At 25.8% G+C, this 18,163-nt stretch carries 19 protein-coding genes, 1 riboswitch and 1 other annotated feature; of the genes, 10 read left to right on the forward strand and 9 right to left on the reverse strand.

The genetic code is table 11. The features are described from left to right. Window positions 1-466: 466 nt before the first annotated feature. The 4 genes from I4U66_RS02020 (at window position 467) to I4U66_RS02035 (ending at window position 5,277) form a co-directional block, all read left to right on the forward strand. A complete protein-coding gene (locus tag I4U66_RS02020; RefSeq protein ID WP_092926628.1) occupies window positions 467-1,243 on the forward strand; it encodes a sulfite exporter TauE/SafE family protein in 777 nt (258 codons plus the stop codon). A gap of 77 nt (window positions 1,244-1,320) precedes the next feature. After that, the gene (locus I4U66_RS02025; RefSeq protein WP_195928353.1) at window positions 1,321-3,306 is read left to right on the forward strand and encodes a tetratricopeptide repeat-containing diguanylate cyclase; all 1,986 of its coding nucleotides are present in this window, start codon (window positions 1,321-1,323) and stop codon (window positions 3,304-3,306) included. Between the two features lie 111 nt (window positions 3,307-3,417). Next, entirely contained in the window at window positions 3,418-4,275 is an 858-nt protein-coding gene (gene lipA, locus I4U66_RS02030) for a lipoyl synthase (RefSeq protein WP_092926624.1), read from the forward strand. 18 nt (window positions 4,276-4,293) lie between these two features. Then, window positions 4,294-5,277, forward strand: a complete 984-nt coding sequence (locus I4U66_RS02035; protein WP_195928354.1) for a lipoate--protein ligase — start codon at window positions 4,294-4,296, stop codon at window positions 5,275-5,277. 98 nt (window positions 5,278-5,375) lie between these two features. Here I4U66_RS02035 and I4U66_RS02040 read toward each other — a convergent pair whose 3' ends face one another. Then, entirely contained in the window at window positions 5,376-6,746 is a 1,371-nt protein-coding gene (locus tag I4U66_RS02040) for an alanine/glycine:cation symporter family protein (protein ID WP_195580934.1), read from the reverse strand. Window positions 6,747-6,971: 225 nt separating this feature from the next. Further along, window positions 6,972-7,059, reverse strand: a riboswitch (glycine riboswitch). A 304-nt stretch (window positions 7,060-7,363) separates the two neighbouring features. Here I4U66_RS02040 and tlp point away from each other — a divergent pair. Beyond that, entirely contained in the window at window positions 7,364-7,591 is a 228-nt protein-coding gene (gene tlp, locus I4U66_RS02045; RefSeq protein WP_092926618.1) for a small acid-soluble spore protein Tlp, read from the forward strand. Between the two features lie 78 nt (window positions 7,592-7,669). Here tlp and I4U66_RS02050 read toward each other — a convergent pair whose 3' ends face one another. Next, window positions 7,670-8,104: a hypothetical protein gene (locus I4U66_RS02050; RefSeq protein WP_092926616.1), complete on the reverse strand. Its 435-nt coding sequence runs from the start codon at window positions 8,102-8,104 to the stop codon at window positions 7,670-7,672. A 15-nt stretch (window positions 8,105-8,119) separates the two neighbouring features. Beyond that, window positions 8,120-9,415 (reverse strand): HdeD family acid-resistance protein, encoded by a 1,296-nt coding sequence (locus I4U66_RS02055; protein WP_092926614.1) that lies wholly within the window; start codon window positions 9,413-9,415, stop codon window positions 8,120-8,122. A gap of 112 nt (window positions 9,416-9,527) precedes the next feature. Here I4U66_RS02055 and I4U66_RS02060 point away from each other — a divergent pair, with 112 nt between their 5' ends. Continuing rightward, complete coding sequence (locus I4U66_RS02060) at window positions 9,528-10,685, forward strand: serine/threonine-protein kinase (protein WP_207645321.1); 1,158 nt, start codon at window positions 9,528-9,530, stop codon at window positions 10,683-10,685. 78 nt (window positions 10,686-10,763) lie between these two features. After that, complete coding sequence (locus I4U66_RS02065) at window positions 10,764-11,174, forward strand: FxLYD domain-containing protein (RefSeq protein ID WP_092926610.1); 411 nt, start codon at window positions 10,764-10,766, stop codon at window positions 11,172-11,174. 130 nt (window positions 11,175-11,304) lie between these two features. Here I4U66_RS02065 and I4U66_RS02070 read toward each other — a convergent pair whose 3' ends face one another. The 4 genes from I4U66_RS02070 to I4U66_RS02085 all read right to left on the reverse strand — a co-directional run bounded on the left by I4U66_RS02070 (window position 11,305) and on the right by I4U66_RS02085 (window position 14,181). Further along, window positions 11,305-11,964 (reverse strand): amino acid ABC transporter ATP-binding protein, encoded by a 660-nt coding sequence (locus I4U66_RS02070; RefSeq protein WP_195580935.1) that lies wholly within the window; start codon window positions 11,962-11,964, stop codon window positions 11,305-11,307. Between the two features lie 10 nt (window positions 11,965-11,974). Continuing rightward, window positions 11,975-12,586: an amino acid ABC transporter permease gene (locus I4U66_RS02075; RefSeq protein WP_195580936.1), complete on the reverse strand. Its 612-nt coding sequence runs from the start codon at window positions 12,584-12,586 to the stop codon at window positions 11,975-11,977. A gap of 17 nt (window positions 12,587-12,603) precedes the next feature. Continuing rightward, on the reverse strand, window positions 12,604-13,395 hold the full coding sequence (locus I4U66_RS02080) for an amino acid ABC transporter substrate-binding protein (protein ID WP_166505095.1): 792 nt from the start codon (window positions 13,393-13,395) through the stop codon (window positions 12,604-12,606). Window positions 13,396-13,488: 93 nt separating this feature from the next. Beyond that, window positions 13,489-13,748 (reverse strand) — a binding site (T-box leader). A gap of 85 nt (window positions 13,749-13,833) precedes the next feature. Further along, a complete protein-coding gene (locus tag I4U66_RS02085; RefSeq protein ID WP_092926602.1) occupies window positions 13,834-14,181 on the reverse strand; it encodes a DUF1622 domain-containing protein in 348 nt (115 codons plus the stop codon). 179 nt (window positions 14,182-14,360) lie between these two features. Here I4U66_RS02085 and I4U66_RS02090 point away from each other — a divergent pair, with 179 nt between their 5' ends. After that, window positions 14,361-15,764 carry a YfcC family protein gene (locus tag I4U66_RS02090; RefSeq protein WP_195928355.1) on the forward strand — a complete coding sequence of 468 codons (1,404 nt, stop codon included), beginning with the start codon at window positions 14,361-14,363 and terminating at the stop codon, window positions 15,762-15,764. Between the two features lie 80 nt (window positions 15,765-15,844). On the opposite strand, the gene I4U66_RS02095 is transcribed toward I4U66_RS02090, so the two are convergent. Continuing rightward, entirely contained in the window at window positions 15,845-16,261 is a 417-nt protein-coding gene (locus I4U66_RS02095; RefSeq protein WP_195928356.1) for a hypothetical protein, read from the reverse strand. A 202-nt stretch (window positions 16,262-16,463) separates the two neighbouring features. Between I4U66_RS02095 and I4U66_RS02100 the strand changes: the two genes are divergently transcribed. Next, entirely contained in the window at window positions 16,464-16,997 is a 534-nt protein-coding gene (locus I4U66_RS02100) for a hypothetical protein (RefSeq protein ID WP_195928357.1), read from the forward strand. 31 nt (window positions 16,998-17,028) lie between these two features. On the opposite strand, the gene rbr is transcribed toward I4U66_RS02100, so the two are convergent. Next, window positions 17,029-17,622, reverse strand: a complete 594-nt coding sequence (gene rbr / locus I4U66_RS02105; protein WP_092926594.1) for a rubrerythrin — start codon at window positions 17,620-17,622, stop codon at window positions 17,029-17,031. A gap of 215 nt (window positions 17,623-17,837) precedes the next feature. Here rbr and I4U66_RS02110 point away from each other — a divergent pair, with 215 nt between their 5' ends. Then, complete coding sequence (locus I4U66_RS02110; protein WP_092926592.1) at window positions 17,838-18,059, forward strand: YdbC family protein; 222 nt, start codon at window positions 17,838-17,840, stop codon at window positions 18,057-18,059. Window positions 18,060-18,163 lie beyond the last annotated feature (104 nt).

The following is an 18,163-nucleotide window of genomic DNA, read 5'->3' on the forward strand; positions in this document are numbered from 1 at the left end:
ACTTTTTTAGATGCAGTAAATAAACATGATTATAATTATATAGCAATATTATTTAATTTATTAAGTTTTTGTAGTTTGTATTTTTTAAACATCAATGTATTAGACATATTACACAAAGTTAACTTACCTATCTTTCAAATGAATTGCTACTTTCATAGGAACAACAAAATTTACTTCCTTTAAATAAAAAGAAGAATGCGCTGCCCATAATAAGAGGGGTTATAAATGATACAGCTAAAGCGATTGAATTGCTATATGTACTTTTTGTAAAAACTGCAAGAATTAATAAGATAAGATTAATTTAAAAATATGAAAAAAGATGAAGATAAATAATAATACAGATTGGCTAAAATCAAAGGATTCATTGAAATGGTATTATAAACTTATCATAAAAAATAAATAATACTATGATAAAATATGACTATAGACCATAAATTAAGATATTTTGCATAAGGGAGGGGAATTAATGAATATCATATATTTTTTAGTAGGAATAATAGCGACGACTATTGGTGCAATATCAGGAATTGGTGGAGGAGTTATAATAAAGCCAGTACTTGATACATTAGGAAATTATGATATAAGTACGATAAGTATATTATCTAGCTTTACTGTGTTTTCTATGTCAATAGTAGCTTTATTAAAAAGCATAAAAAATAAAGTTAAATTAGATGGAAAGAGAACTATATCTCTAGCAATAGGTTCTATAATAGGTGGGATATTAGGTAAAAATTTATTTACCTTATTTTTAGCGGCTTTAAACAACAATTTACTAGGCCAAAAAATACAATCAACTACATTATTTATACTTATGGGTGTAGTTTTAATTTTATATATTAATGAAGGTAAAATTAAAGGTTTTAGAGTTAATAATATAGGATTTTGTGCATTGATAGGTATTATATTAGGTATAATTTCTTCATTTTTAGGAATAGGTGGAGGACCGATAAATGTAATTGCATTAATGTATATATTAGGTATGGGAAGTAAGGAAAGCTCTATACATTCTATATTTATAATATTTTTTTCACAAGGGTCTAAACTTTTATCGGTGTTTTTATCAGAAGGATTTAGTGTATATAACTTAGAGGTACTTCCTTTCATGGTTGTAGGTGGTATTATGGGAGGATTTATAGGAAGTTATTTATTAGGAAAGATGAAGAAAAACAATATAAAAAATCTTTTTACATATACTATGTTAATTATTATGTGTTTTAATTTGTACAATTTAATAAAAAAATAGTTAAATATATATTTAATAACCAAATAATTGTTAATATCAAAAAATATCTAAGTAAGAAAATGAGGGGAAAAAATATAATGATAAAAAATATAAAAAGTATTTTTTTACTTCTTACTATTTTATTTATAATTTGTGTATCAATAAAAAATAATAGTGTATATGCACAAAAACTAAATGATAGTAATTTGAGTAAAGATAGCATAATAGATAGTATAGAGAGTACATATAATAAAAAAGAATTAGAAAAAAACTATATAAACAAAGTTAGGGCTAATTTAAAGGGTGAAGTAAAAGACAGTGAATATTACTTTATACAAGGTTATATAGACTATAGTATACATGATTATAAAAGTGCAATAAAAAATTTTGAATTAGCCAAAAAGGATATAAAAAATTCTAAGGATACATTTTTAAAAGTATACAATTATATACTTTTAAATAATTGTCTTTTAGAAGAAGGCAAAAGTGAAAATTTAATAACTAATGCTAAGAAGGCAATTACATATATAAAGGAAGATAAGTCATATAAAAATAATAGTAATGTAGTTTGGGAAGTAATATTTCCATTAAGTTATAATGCAAAAACTAAGGATGAATCAATAAAATTACTAAAATCATATATAGAAGAAACTAGCAATTTAGATATAGAGACTAAAATGGCATTAAGAGGAAATTTAGCTATAATATATACTATGGATAGAAAGTATGGCAAAGCTATATATAATTATTTAGATGTTATAAATTTAGCAAAGAAACATCCAAATATAGATAAAGCTGGTGTGTATGAAGCTAAAGCATATACTCTTATAGGTAATATAGTATATGAATTAGGTCTTCATAAAGAAGCTATAGATTGGTATGATATGGCAATAAATATAAAAATACCAAATAAATTAAACAATGCAGAAGCAAAGGTAAATACATATATAAATCAGATGCATGCATACTTAAGTATCGGTGATTACGATAAATGTAGTGATGTAGTAAATGAGACAAAAAAATATATAAAATATCTAGATAAAAATGAACAAGATGATGTAGAAATTCTTCTAAATTATAATATAGCCAATATAAATATACATAAAGGAAATTATGAAGAAGCTAAAAAATATATAAAAAAAGGTTCAGAGTTATTAAAAGAAGATAAAGTAGAATATTTTATTCATAAAGATATTTTCTTAGGATTATCATATGCAAGTATATTAAAAGAAGAAGGAAATTATAAAGAAGCTTTAGATATATATAATAAAATACTAAAGCTAAAAAATGAAGGTGCTAAATATATAGAAATTGATATCTATTCTGATATAGCTGAAATATACAGTAAAATAGGAGATCTAGAATCATATAAAAAATACAATGAAATACTAAAAGAAAAGAAAGAATCTTTAGATGAAATTATAAAAAATGATTATATTGAATATTCAATAAAGGCATATGAAAATGAAGTATTAAAAGAGAAAGAGAAAAACGAACAAATAAAAGTATTAATTATGACATGTATAGTAGTAATATTAATTATTATTTTAATAGCAAGAATAGTTCGTGTGAAAGCATTAAAAAAATTACACTATCAAGATAGTATGACAGGTCTTTATAATAGGAGATATCTAGATGATTATGAACAGAGAAATATAAAGAAACTAGAAGAAAAGGAAATTTCTATAGTATTACTAGATATAGACTACTTTAAGAAATATAATGATAATTATGGACATATAGAAGGAGATAAAGTAATAAAAGAAGTATCAAATTCAGTTCTTATGAATATTAGAAAGAAAGGGATAGGAATAAGATTTGGAGGTGAAGAAATAGTTATTATACTAGAGGACACTAGTGAAAATGAAGCCATAGAAATAGTAGAAAAAATACAAAAAGATATAAAAAATAAGGCAATAGAACATAAGTATTCATTAGTTAATGACATAGTAACTACAAGTATAGGTATATATACTAAAAAGAAAAATATGAAAGAAGATATATATTTAGCAATAGATAAAGCAGACAAGGCATTGTATGAGTCTAAAAATAATGGAAGAAATAGATATAGTATATATAATTAAAAAAGTAATGAACTTTTATTTAAAATTTGAATAAGTATGAAGGAATTTATATGTTAATATCTAATATTGTATAAAGAAAGGTATATGACAAACGTTTATCAGGGGGATTATATGGAAAAAACAAAAGTAAGAAGAAAGCCAAAGTGGCTAAGAGTAAATTATGAACGTCAATCTATAAAAGAGATTGAAGTTATGATGGAACAGTTATCATTAAATACAGTATGCAAAGAAGCAAAATGCCCTAATTTAGGTGAATGCTATAAAAAAAGAACAGCTACATTTATGATAATGGGAAGTCAATGCACTAGAAATTGTAGGTTTTGTAATGTAACTAATGGTAAACCTCAAAATCTTGATATAAATGAACCAGAAAATGTAGCAAAAGCAGTAAAAGAACTAGGATTATCTCATGCAGTTATAACAAGTGTAACAAGAGATGATTTAGAGGATTGTGGAGCTAGTCACTTTGCAAAAACTATAGAAGCTGTGAAGAGTTTAAATCCAGATACTACTGTAGAAGTGCTAATACCAGATTTAAAAGGTATCAAAGAAAATTTAGATATAGTTATAAAAGCAAATCCTGATGTAATAAATCATAATGTCGAAACTGTAGAAAGATTATATGATACAGTTCGTCCAGAAGCAATATATGAAAGAAGTATAGATGTTTTAAAATATGTAAAGGAAGTAGCACCTCACATATTAACAAAAACTGGTATAATGGTTGGCCTTAGTGAAAGTGATGAAGAAGTATTTAAGGTTATGGATGATGTACTTAAGGTAGGATGCGACATATTTACAATAGGTCAATATCTAAGACCATCAAACAAACACATAGAAGTTTATGAATACGTAACACCAGAAAAATTTGAAGAATATAGAGTGGTTGGAGTAGAGAAAGGATTTAAGTATATAGCAAGTAGTCCTTTAGTTAGAAGTTCGTATAATGCACAAGAAGCTATTAAATAGACAAAAGGGGATAAAACCATGATATATGTAGAAAATAATTCAACTAATCCATACTTTAATTTTGCACTAGAGTATTATCTTATAAATGAGAAAGACTTAAAAGATGATGTTATATTTATGTTTTGGAGAACAAATCCAACACTTATGATAGGAAAATTCCAAAATACAATAGAAGAAATTAATGAAGATTATGTAAAAAATAATAATATAAATGTAGTTAGACGTATAACAGGTGGCGGAACTATATATACGGATATGAATGGATGGCAATTTAGCTTTATAACTAAAAATTATAATGGAAATGGAATAGACTTTAAAACATTTACAACGCCAATTATTGAAGCATTAAAAAGTCAAGGAATAGATGCATACTTTAATAGTAGGAATGATTTATTAGTAGATGGCAAAAAATTCTCTGGAAATGCACAATGTGTTAAAAATGGATGTAAATTACACCATGGTTCTATACTATTTGATACTAACATAGAGGAAATGGTAAGAAGTATAACTGTAGCTGAAGATAAGATAATATCTAAAGGAATAAAATCAGTTAAAGATAGGGTTGCAAATCTTAAAAACTATTTAAAGGAAGATATGGATAGTTTAAAGTTTAAAGATATAATGCTAGAGAGTTTACTTAAAGAATCTAGTGGAGTTTATAATTTAACAAAAGAAGATATAAAGAGAGTAGAAGAAATAGCTAAAGAAAAATTTGAAACTTGGGAATGGAACTACGGAAAATCTCCTAAATTTGAGATTGTTAAAGGAAAAAGATTAGATGGTGGGAAAGTAGAGTTTAGGATTAATGTAGATAAAGGTATAATAAAAGAATGTAAAATAAATGGAGACTTTTTTGGAGAAGGCGAAATAGAGGATATATCAAATTTACTATATGGATGTAGATATAATAAAAAAGATATATTAGATATATTAGAAAATATTGATATAAATAAGTATTTCTATCGAGTGAACAAAGAAGAACTTATAGAATGTATAATATAATTTTAGATATAATAATAAAAAACCTGTATCAATAATATTGATACAGGTTTTTTATTTAAAATAATACATATAAAATATAAGTTATTAATGTAATTTATTTATATATTAATAGCATAAGAATCTTCTTTTTTTAATTTTAAATAATTCATATAGGTATTAGTTTCAGCTATAACTACAGGAGTAAGATAAATTAGAGCTATAAGGTTAGGTATAGCCATAAGAGCATTAACCATATCCGCAATTATCCAAACCATTTCAAGTTTTAAAAATGACCCAATAAGTATCATTAAAACAAAGACAACCCTGTAAGCGCTTATAAACTTAATACCAAATAAAAACTCAAAACATCTTTCTCCATAATAACACCAACCAAGTATAGTAGTAAAAGCAAATAAACTTAAACTAATAGTTAAAAATAAAGGTCCAATATGTGGAAGAACACTTTCAAATGCACTTTGAGTCATAAGAGCACCATTTAAATCTCCTTTCCATACACCAGATAATATAAGAGAAAATCCAGTAAGAGAACAGATTATCAAACTATCTATAAATGTCCCAGTCATAGATATAAGACCTTGCTCAGCTGGATGATTAGTTTTAGCAGCAGCTGCTGCAATTGGAGCACTACCAAGTCCAGATTCATTAGAAAATACGCCTCGAGCAATACCATTTCTAATAGCCATAGATACACTAGCTCCCATAAATCCACCTATAGAAGATGTAGGTGTAAAAGCACTTTTTAGTATTAAGATAAATGTAGATGGTATTTTATTAAATGAGCCTAAAATAATTAAAAAGCACATTAGTATATATACAAAAGACATAAATGGAACTACTGTAGATGCTACTTTTGAAATATTTTTAATACCTCCAAATATAACTAAGGCTACAATTAATGTTAATATAATTCCAGTTATTTTAGGATTAATTCCAAAACTTCCATTAATAGAATCAGTTATAGAATTAACTTGAGTAAATGTACCTATACCTAAAAGAGCAACTAAAATACCACTTATAGCAAAGAAAATAGCAAGAGGTTTATACTTAGATCCCATACCATTTACTATATAGTACATAGGACCACCAGAAATTTCGTTTTTTTCATTTTTAGTTCTATACTTTATAGCAAGTACTCCTTCAGCATATTTAGTAGCCATTCCAAAAAATGCTGCAACCCACATCCAAAATAATGCACCAGGACCTCCTATTTTTAGAGCAGTAGCAACACCAACTATATTTCCAGTACCAACTGTAGCAGCAAGAGCAGTGCATAAAGCGCTAAAGCTTGAAATATCTCCACTACCATTATTTTCTGATTTAAATATTAATTTTAAAGCAGTAGGTAATTTAGTTATTTGTAAAAATCCAAGTTTAAAAGTAAATAATATACCAGTACCAACTAATAGTATTAGTAAAGGTGGTCCCCATATAAATGAGTTAATTTGAGATAAAACATCAATTAAATTCATAAAAATACACTCCTTATATATTCGCTTATTTTTTAAGCGAAGTGAATTTTATGCCTTAATAAATCAATAAAGGAAAATGAATTAATTGACAGGAAGATAAGATATTTAGAAATTTTTAATTTTCTAAATAATAAGAATAATAATTGCTTGAATAAAAAAAGCCAAGTCTTAAGACTTAGCTCTGGATAAACTACAACTATAAAACTATACAAAAAGTAAGTATAGTACATAATCCCTGTCCTTTTGCCTGAGAGATTGAGCAAAATTGCCTTGCCCCTTCGGCGCCTATATAGGTCTCTCCAGAGTTCCCTAAGCTTTACAGTCCTACTTATAAAAGTACCTGAGAGTGCGACTCCTTCGGTGTGTCAAAATGACAGCTCTTCTATAAAGCTTCAATCGGGTATTGATTTGTTATTGCATTTTCTATAATAGTACAAAAAAAAATATCAAATGTCAAATCAAAAAAAATAAAATTAAACACTTTAGCTATATAAACTAGATATTTAAAATCTTAGGATAATTTCTATAATATATATTTTTTGACTTAATCAAACTAGAATAAAAATATGTGTATTGAACAATATAACTAATGAAAATTAATTAAAAGGAGATATAAAATGAAACCAAATCCAGACGATAGAAGAGACAATGTTGAGAAAATACAATGTAATATAAATCATACTCTAAAAAATATTAGATTAGCAAATGAAATGATTGAAAAGGTAGATAATCCTGAAGAAAGAAGAAAATTAGAGGAAAAAAATAAAAGAAGAGAAGAATCTCTTAATAATATGCGTAGTGAAATAAAAGAAGAAGCTAATGTAAATAAAAATGAGTATAGATAAATAAAATATATAATTTAATCCTAAATATAAAAAAGGTAATAAGTATGTAACAACATAAACTTATTACCTTTTTAAATCTTAATCATCTAAGCAAGCCAAATTCCTATCGTATAAGAGTTCATCTAATTTTAGAATACCAATTCCTTTGTTTAAACCAAATATAATCACAGCATCTCTTAAATTTTTAGAATATAGTTCACCGCAATCGGCAAGTCTTAAGGCTTTATTAGTTTCTTTAATATCTAGATTTGCTCCTATACAAAGTTTTATAACTTTATCGCGACTAGGCTTTTTGCTTCCATTTAAAATTTGATAACCATAAGTTCTATCTATACGAGCATTTTTTATAAGCTCACTTTTAGTAATTTGTTTATGTTTTAAAATATCTTCAAAAAATGTCTTGAATTCTAAGCCTTTATATTTATCATAGATATCTACTAGATATTCATCTAAACAACTTTCATCTTTTATATTTTTTAAAACACTCATTAACTCTATTGTTTCATTATTCAAGCTATTACCTCCAATTTATATAGAAGATTGTTTCATATAAAGTTGTTTTTTTACAACTATAGTATTTTTTCTTTTAAATAAATTATCTAAATAATTATAATAAGTACCAGGTGTTATTATACCATTTATTGCTATTAAATCTAAACCTATAGAACCTACGATAGTATCTGCAAGTCTTACGCAATTTGCTGTTAGAGTAAAGTATGTTTTAAAATACCCAGATTTGAATTTATAAAATTTACAATTAGTATCTAAAAACATTAGATTTGTTTCATCAGTATACTCTTTAAAAGGATCTTTCTTTGAATTACATTCCCAGTGAATACAATTATTTTTAATAGATGATATTTTATCTTTAATAGCATTATGTTGAATTTTATTTAATGCTAAAGTAAACCCTATTAGAGACCGATTGCATTTAGAATTTATAAAATTAATATATTTTTTAGTATCAGCTTCTAATAAAACACCATCGCTAACAAGTGTAAATAATCTATTAGAACTACTATCATAAGTTCCGTATGAATAAGTTATTCCATCAAAAGATATATCAACATGACCAAATCCATTAGCACAATCAGGTGCTAGATGAATAAATATATCTATTGTTGAAAAAGAACTATCTATTAAATTATCATAGTCACTATTTTCAACTAAAACTTTATTATTAGGATTTACCTTGATAAAATTATTAATTTTATCTAATAGATGTTGAGGTATAAATGCTGCATAAACTATTGGTAGTGTAATCCTAAATCTCCTTTTTAAATTAGATTTAAAGGTATTAATATCTAAAATCTCCCTTAAAAAATCAGAAAAAAGTGTAAGAGATATTAGTATTACATATATACTGCATATTTTATCTACTATAGATATATAATCTAGTGGATAAAATAATAAAACAACACCAAATCCTAATGATATTAAGCTAAAAATAAAGCCCCTTACACATTCTTTTACATTGTTTTTGTATAAAATAATAGCTGCAGTAATTCTACCTACAAAATTTAATAATGCATACAGACCTATTATTCTTATAATAGATACCGTTAAAAAAATAGGATTATATTTAATAAAAAGCCCAAGAGAAATACAAAGAATACCTTCAACTAGTGTACTTATATGGCGCTTTTCTTTGTTAAAAATATAAGTTAGCATAGATAATGCACCTATAAGTAATAAAAAAGTTAGTATCATATCAGTTGTTATACTTCCTATAAAATCAGAACTAAATAACATAATAAGTCCTAGTATAAATAAAATTATAGATTTTGATAATATAGAAAAAGGGGATATAGTTTTTACGTTCATATAAAACCTCCTTATAGATAGTATAATATTATCATTAAATTAGAAGTTTAACAAAATAGTATTTATGTATGATATAATTTTACTGAAAAATGTAGATAAAGAGGGATTAAATTTGAATTTAGAAGCAGAACTAGAGTTGTCTTTATATGAAGAACTAAAAACAATACATAAAAGTAGTAAAAGTGAAGTAATACTTGTTCATAATAATATAAAAAATAAATCATATATAAAAAGATTATTAAAAGAATGTAATAAAGATGTATATGATGCTTTAAAGAATATAAAAAGTGAAAATATGCCTAAAATATATGAAGTATTTGAAATAGATAATAAGTTGGTAGTAATAGAGGAGTTTGTAAATGGTAAAACTCTTCATGAAAAATTAAAAGAAACAGGTCATTTAGAAGAAATAGAAGTTATAAATTATATAATATCTTTATGTGACATATTAAATATATTACATAATCTAAACCCGCCAATAATACATAGAGATATTAAGCCATCTAATATAATGATAAGTAATGATAATGTATTAAAGCTTATTGATTTTGATATATCTAGAAATTATAAATATGGAGAAAATATGGATACAATTTTACTAGGCACTAAAGGTTATGCATCTCCTGAACAATTTGGATTTGAACAAAGTGATTGTAGAAGCGATATATACTCATTGGGTATTATGATGAATGTGCTAACTACAGGAAAGCATATAAAAGAAGTTGAAAATAAAGGGTTATTGGAAAATGTTATAAAGAAATGTACTAAGATATCTCCAGATGATAGGTATCAAGATGTATCAGCACTAAAGAGTGATTTAATAAAATTAATTTATAAAACACAAGCCAGTAAAGAAAAAAATATAAACAAAATAGGATATAAATTAAAAGAAAAAATTATAAATGAAGATAGTAGTAAACCTATAAATATTAAAACTAAAAAAATTAATAAAAACACTAGGTTAAAATCTAAGTATATACCAGGGTTTAGAAATGGAAATAGGATCAATATGACACTATCTACAGTATTTTATATATTTTTAATAATAGGACTATTTGTTGGAAGTAGCATTGGTGAATTAATACAAAACTTAATAGTAGTAATAATGCTTTTAATGTATTTTTTATTATATACTAATTTTCTAGATATAAAAAACAAGTTACCAATTATAAAAAGTAATAAATTACATATAAAGATACTTGGATATGTACTATATTCTAATATAATATTTTGGAGCCTAGGTATACCATTAACTTATATTGTAGGGTAGTTGTATGCTATGAGCATACCAATAGGCTATAAATAAACTTTATAATAAATAATGAAATAGTTATTATGGAGGTTATTTATGAAAAAAGTTTTACTAGGAGTTATAATAGGATTTGTAGTTATAATAGGAGGTTGCGCTCTAATGCTTGCACAAGGTGCATCTAGTGTTAACCATGCTATAGAAGAAACACAATCACAATCAGAAAAAGAAAATAAGAAAATAGAAGAGATGGCTAAAAATATTACTTGGGAAATAAAAAAAGAAGATTACATGACTAAAATAGTTGGAGTTTTTGAAAATACAAGTAATGAAATGATAGATTATGTTCAGTTTGATTATAAGCTATTAGGAAAAGATGGTACTGTTATAGAAAAATCTTTTACTAATGAAAGTGATATAGCACCAGGAGAAAAAAGAAAAGTTGAAATATTATGTGAAAAAGATGATTTTGATAGCTACGAAATAACTGCTACGAATACTGCATTTTAAGGAAAGTATATCTTAACAATTGTTAAGATATACTTTTTTTAGATTAATCGCTAAACTTGAGCAATGGAAGTAGTTGTCGGTGATATGAAACACTTTGCCTATACGTAGTTCAAGTGAAGGAAATTTTTTATTAAAGTATGGCTAAATTATCAACTAATCCATTTTTTATAGTTATGCTTTTATCGGAAATTTTATTTGCAAAATCTAAGTCATGAGTAATTATTAAAATAGTCATACCATTTTCTTTTAACTTATACATGATATTTATTATATCCTCTATAGATTCTAGGTCTAGTGCAGATGTAGGTTCATCAAAGCATAATATCTTTGGGGATAGGGCTATTGCACGAGCGATTGCTACTCTTTGTTTTTGTCCACCAGATAGTTCAAAAGGATATGAATTTAGTTTATCTTTTAAGTTAACTAAATCTAAAATACTAGTAGCTTTTTCTAAAGCTTCTTTATCACTTTGACCTAGTACATTAACTAATGCACAGGTAATGTTTTCAAGTACAGACATATGTGGAAATAAATTGAAATTTTGAAATACCATTCCAATTTGACCTTTTAACTTTAGTATATCCATAGAGCTTTTCATAGTGGTTTTATCTATTATAATACTTCCACTATCAAAATCTTCTAGTCCACATATACATCTAAGTAAAGTTGTTTTACCAGCGCCTGATTTTCCAAGTAAAACTCCAATTTCACCTTTATTTATATTAAATGATATATTATTTAATATTTTATTTTTACCAAATGATTTATTTAAATTTTTTATTTCTAACATATAAAAACTCCTATCTATAATATGAATACTTATTTTCTAAAGCTTTAAAGACACTACTTAGTATGAAAATTAATCCTAAATATATAAGACCAACCTTAAGTAGGGGAATTAAACTTAAAGTTCTATTAGAAGCTATCTGAGCAAGTCTTAGTATATCGTTAAGTCCTAATATATAAACTAAAGATGTATCTTTTATTAATGTTATAACTTCATTAGACATTGGAGCTAAAATACTTTTTACTACTTGGGGTACTATTATTTTTTTATAAGTTGTAAATCTGTCAAATCCAAGTACTAAAGAGGCTTCATATTGACCTTTATCTATTGACTCTATGCCTCCTCTAAATATTTCTGCAAAATATGCACTATAGTTTAGAGAAAAGGCAAGTATTGCTACTGTAAATCTATCAAATACAATTCCTAAAAGAGGAAGTCCGTAGAATATAAATATTAGTTGTAGTAAAAGTGGAGTACCTCTAAAGATTAATATATAAAATTTTGAAATACCATTTAAAATATTGTTTTTAGATAATCTTAATGTGCAAATAATTATACCTAGAGGTATTGATATTATAAGTGTTAGCATAAATACAATAAACACTATTTTTAATCCTTGTAACATATTAAATCCTCCTAAATCTAGTTAAACCATTTTTTATAAATTTTATCGAAAGTTTTATCTTCTTTAACTTCAGTTAAAGCTTTATTTACTTTATTGGAAAGTGAAGTATTTCCTTTTTTAAATCCGATAACAAAGCTTTCCTCTCCAAAGTTATCCTTTAAGATAACAAAATTTTGTTTATTTGAATTGCTTATATAATACTTTGCTAATACTTCATCAGCTACAACTGCATCAACTCTACCAAACTCTAAGTCTCTAAATGCATTGTCAAAGCTATCATAAAGTATAGGTGTTTTATCCTGTAAGTTATTAACTATATTAGTATCTTTTTCTATAACATCAAAACCAGCACTACCTTGTTGAGTTCCTAGCAATTTCCCTTTTAAATCAGATTTATTTTTTATAGAAGAATTATCTAAGGTAACTATAACTTGTTTGTTAGTTAGATAAGGATTAGAGTACTCTACTTTTTTCTTTCTTTCTTCTGTTAGTGTATAACCATTCCATAAAGCATCTATATTACCAGAGTCTAGCTCTGTATCTTTCATGCTCCAATCTATATTTTGAAATTTTACATTCATATTAAGCCTAGAGAAAACTTCTTTAGCAAGGTCTATATCAAATCCTACAACTTCATTATTTTCATCTAAAAAACCCATAGGTACAAAGGTATTGTCATACCCTATAACGACTGTATTATCTTGATTATTATTTTTATAATTAGTAAATTTTTTCTCACAACCTCCAATTAATATTAGAGGGATTATAATTAATATCATTAAACTAAATTTTTTTAATATATTTTTCATATAATATCTCCTTATAGTAAATTTAATTTTTTAAGTGTATTTCTTTGCGCGCATAAGGAAATAAACTAAAAAAACTCCCGCCTCTAGCTATTGCTAGAGGACGGGAGTTAACTCACGTGGTTCCACCTCTATTTATTAATGCCTCACGACACTAACCTCTTTGAGTACGACAAATAAATTGTTTATACTCTAGCACTATAACGGGTGCAGGGAATCCGGAAACAGCCTACTAAGATATCTTTTCGGTGCTCTGCTTAAAGATGTGTTCAAAGTAAAATCAATTGCACCTCTCACCAACCGGTAACTCTCTGTTAAAGATACTTACTTTTACTATTTCTTATCATTGCATTTAGTTATGTAATTAACTTTATTGTTTTAAATAATAAATCTATTTTTTATTTATGTCAATATTTTTTTTTAATACTAAAAATTAATATATTAGTTTTTATTAATAGATTCAATTTCTTTATTTAAGAAATAAGAGATAATTGTCCTTATTATAACTATGGCAGCAAGGCCTAATATATGATTAAGGCTAGGGTCTAGTATTGATTCTATAATATCTGCACCTATTAGAATTTCTAAGCCAAATAGTATGTATGTGCCCAAAAAGTTTTTGATGGTAGTAACATTTTCAACAGCAGTCTTTCTAGTCTTAGATACAATTTCTGATTTTAACCATAAAGCAAATTGAATTGCTATACCCCATATTATGACTATTGTAGATAAACCTTGTAAAATAATTATTAATTTTTCTAAAATATTTTTAAAATCCAAATTAACCATATCCTTTAAATAAATTATATAAATATAGGTTGTGTAAAATATAAAAACTTATTACTAATTAGATATGACAAAATATTAAAAAAAACTACTGAATATAACATAAATTTAAAAGTAAAGTATTTTAATTTATTATTAAGTATGCTATAACTATTTTAGAAAAAAAATATACGGAGGAAGTTATGGGAAGACAAACTGACAAAAAGAAGTTTAACCTGCCTACTGCATATACTATATTGTTTTCTATAATTATAGTAATAGGTATAATTACACAGTTTATACCACAGGTTAATAAAGCAGGGATATCAGACGTTGTAATGTCTCCTATAAAAGGATTAAAAGATGCTATAGATGTATCTTTATATGTGCTTTTAATGGGTGGATTTTTAGGTGTTGTAGCAAAAACAGGGGCACTTGATGCAGGAATAGGTTCAATAGTAAAAAAGCTAAATGGGAAAGAATTCATATTAATACCAATACTAATGTTTACATTTTCATTAGGTGGAACTTGCTTTGGTATGTCAGAAGAAACATTAGCCTTTTATGCATTAATAACAGCTACTATGTTAGCTGCTGGATTTGATTCTTTAACAGCAGTTGCTACTATATTATTTGGTGCTGGATGTGGAGTTTTAGGTTCAACTGTAAACCCATTTGTGGTTTCAATAAGTATAGATTCTCTTAAAGGTGTTGGAGTTGAAGTTAATCAAGCGGTAGTTATGGGAATTGGAGCAGCACTTTGGTTGTCATCACTATTAATATCTATATACTTTGTTATGAAGCATGCTAAAAAGGTTAAAGAAAATCCTAATGCAACTTTATTATCAAAAGAAGAAGTAGAATCAGCTAAAAGTGCATTTATAAATTCAAAAAAAGAGACTTTAGAATTTACAACTAAGAGAAAAATAGTATTAGCTTTATTTGGATTATCATTTGTAGTTATGATATGTGGAGTTATTCCTTGGGAAAAGTTTGGAATAACTATATTTAAGCATACTGACTTTTTAACAGGTAATGCACTTGGAAACTGGTGGTTTTCAGAACTTGCTACATGGTATACATTAATGGCTATTGTAATTGGTGTAGTATATGGATTAAAAGAAAAAGAAATAGTTTCAGCTATAATAGACGGAGCATCTGAGATGGTAGGAGTTGCGCTTATAATAGGTATATCAAGAGGAGTATCTGTTATAATGAGTAGTACAGGACTTGATGTTTATGTTCTTAATAATGCATCACATGCATTAAGTGGAATGTCACCTATATTATTTATAAACATAGCATTTTTAATATATATATGTTTATCATTTTTAATACCTTCTACATCAGGCTTAGCTAGTGTATCAATGCCTATATTTGGACCATTAGCAAAAAGTTTAGGATTTCCATCAGAATTAATTATATCAACTCTTGGTGCTGGATGCGGACTTGTAAATCTTATAACACCAACATCTGGAGTTATAATGGGGGGACTTGCTATAGCAAAGGTTGAATATAGTACATGGGTTAAGTTTGCAAGTAAGATAATCATTTGTATATATATATCATCAGCTATTATATTATCAATAGGGATGATGTTATTATAATTAAAAATATTTAATAAATATGAGATAGTGATAGTAGTGTTTTAAATTATACTATAACTATCTCATATTTTACTTTATACCTAATTTATAGTAAAAAGCATATTAATAGAATTTGAAGGAGACTTATCTTTTATAAAAGATTTAAATATTACATTTCCATCTTTGAGGTTATACTTTTCTAAATTTAATTTATTTTCAAAAGCAAATTCTAAATCTACATAACTATTTGGAGTAATATTATTTATATCTTTAGATTTTATAGTATAGCCATATTGTTTTTCGTATTTATCGCTTAATATTAAGCTAATATCTGGATCTATAAATTCATTGTTCGATTCATTTTTTAATCTTATATTTATTTTTGTGCAATTATTATCATTTATATAACCTAATAATTCAAACTTCAAATTAGGGTCTATATTATTATCAAAAGAATTAAAACCTATTAAATACATACTTAATGAAAATAATAAAAAAGCCATAAATAACTTTCTCATAATATAAAAACCTCCAAATTAAAAGATTATATAAGTATTCTTTATAATATATAGAGTTTCCTCTATATAATTAGTTATTAAGTACAAAAAAATATAAGTATTTATAAAAGTTGACTCACATTTTGTAGAAGACTGCATATATATATTATTAAGAAGATGATATTTAATATATCATGTCTAATAAAAAAAAAGGGTGGATATTATGGTATGCAAAAAAGGAAATCATAAAAAGCATAATTGTGGATGTCATAAAAATTTTTGTTGTAAAGGCATAAACATAAATAAAAAAGAGTGTGAAAAAAATCATAAATGTAAATGTGATCATGATATTGATTGCTCAGAATGTAGAAGACTTAAATGTTTAGCTCAAAGAAAATGTGATGAAGCTAATGAAAGAATAAATAGAGCAAATCAAGCTGCACAGCAAGCACAACAATCAGAAAGAAGAGCAGAGGAATTAAAAAGACAAGCTATGGAAGAATGTGAAAGAGCTCGTAGATTATGGAATGATTGTAAAAGATTATCAAATGAGGGTGAAGAGTTAATGTGTGAAGCTCGAAGACTTATGAAACAAAGTGATGAATGTCATAAAAATTGTCATGAAGAGAATGATGGATGTAGCTCAAATGGTCATAACTGTGAATGTAACTCGAATAATCATAGCTGTGGGTGTAATTCAAATGATCATAACTGCGGGTGTAACTTAAATTGTAAATGTGTATGTAATTGTAGATAATAAAAATCCCTAGAATAACTAGGGATTTTTATTAATTTTCAAATGGTGAATTAGAATATAATATAAAATATCCTTGTGGATATGAACAAACTGGGCAAGCCATTGGAGCTTTAGTACCTGTATGAACATGACCACAGTTTAAGCAAATCCACTTTTCTTCAGTATCTTTTTTAAATAGAGTATTGTTTTCAAGGTCACTAGCAAATCTTCCAAATCTATCTCCATGAATTTTTTCTATTTCAGATATTTTCTCAAAACTATTAGCTACCTCTAAGAAACCTTCTTCACGAGCTGTTTTAGCAAATTCTTTGTAAACTTTATCCCATTCTTCGTATTCATTATGTTGAGAATCTTTTAATGTTTTAATTAAATCGTCATATACTTCAACAGGATATCCAGCATCTATAGTTATAGAAGAGCCAGAAAGTTCTTTTAGATGATTATAAAAAACCCAAGCATGAGCTTTTTCTTGTTCTGCTGTATAATTAAATACTTTTTGAACTACATATAAATTTTGCTTTTTAGCTAAACTTTCTCCAAATGTATATCTGTTTCTAGCTTGACTTTCTCCAGCGAAAGCCCTCATTAAATTTTCTTTTGTTCTACTATCTTTTAATAAACTCATATTATACTCCTTTAATAAAATATTGCTATTAGGATTATTTACCAAAATAAATAAAATATACATTTATAGTAATTTAATAACTTTTAATTAATAAAGATTGATATTTTTAATAAAAATTAAGTAAATTAAAGCATTTGTTAAATTATTTATTAAAGTTTTATATAAAACTTTTCGTGGTATAATTACTATATATACAAACATAAAGAGGTGAAATCATGTCAAGTATAAAATATGATATAGTAAAAGAGGTAGGGATAATATCAACTACAACTTCAGGGTGGAAAAAAGAATTAAATATTATAAGTTGGAACAATAGGGAACCTAAGTATGATTTAAGAGATTGGTCATCAGAACATGAAAAAATGGGAAAAGGAATAACTTTAACAGCAGAGGAATTAAAATCTCTTAAAGAATTATTAAATAATATGGATATATAGAAATTTTAGTTTATATATTTTTTATATTGAAGTAAAAACTTAGATAACTTAGCATATTTATATATTTTTATTTTATGATGGATTTAAGATAGCATTTTATACAC

It is taken from the genome of Romboutsia sp. D33t1_170424_H2, assembly GCF_015669105.1.
Lineage (GTDB): Bacteria > Bacillota > Clostridia > Peptostreptococcales > Peptostreptococcaceae > Romboutsia_C > Romboutsia_C hominis.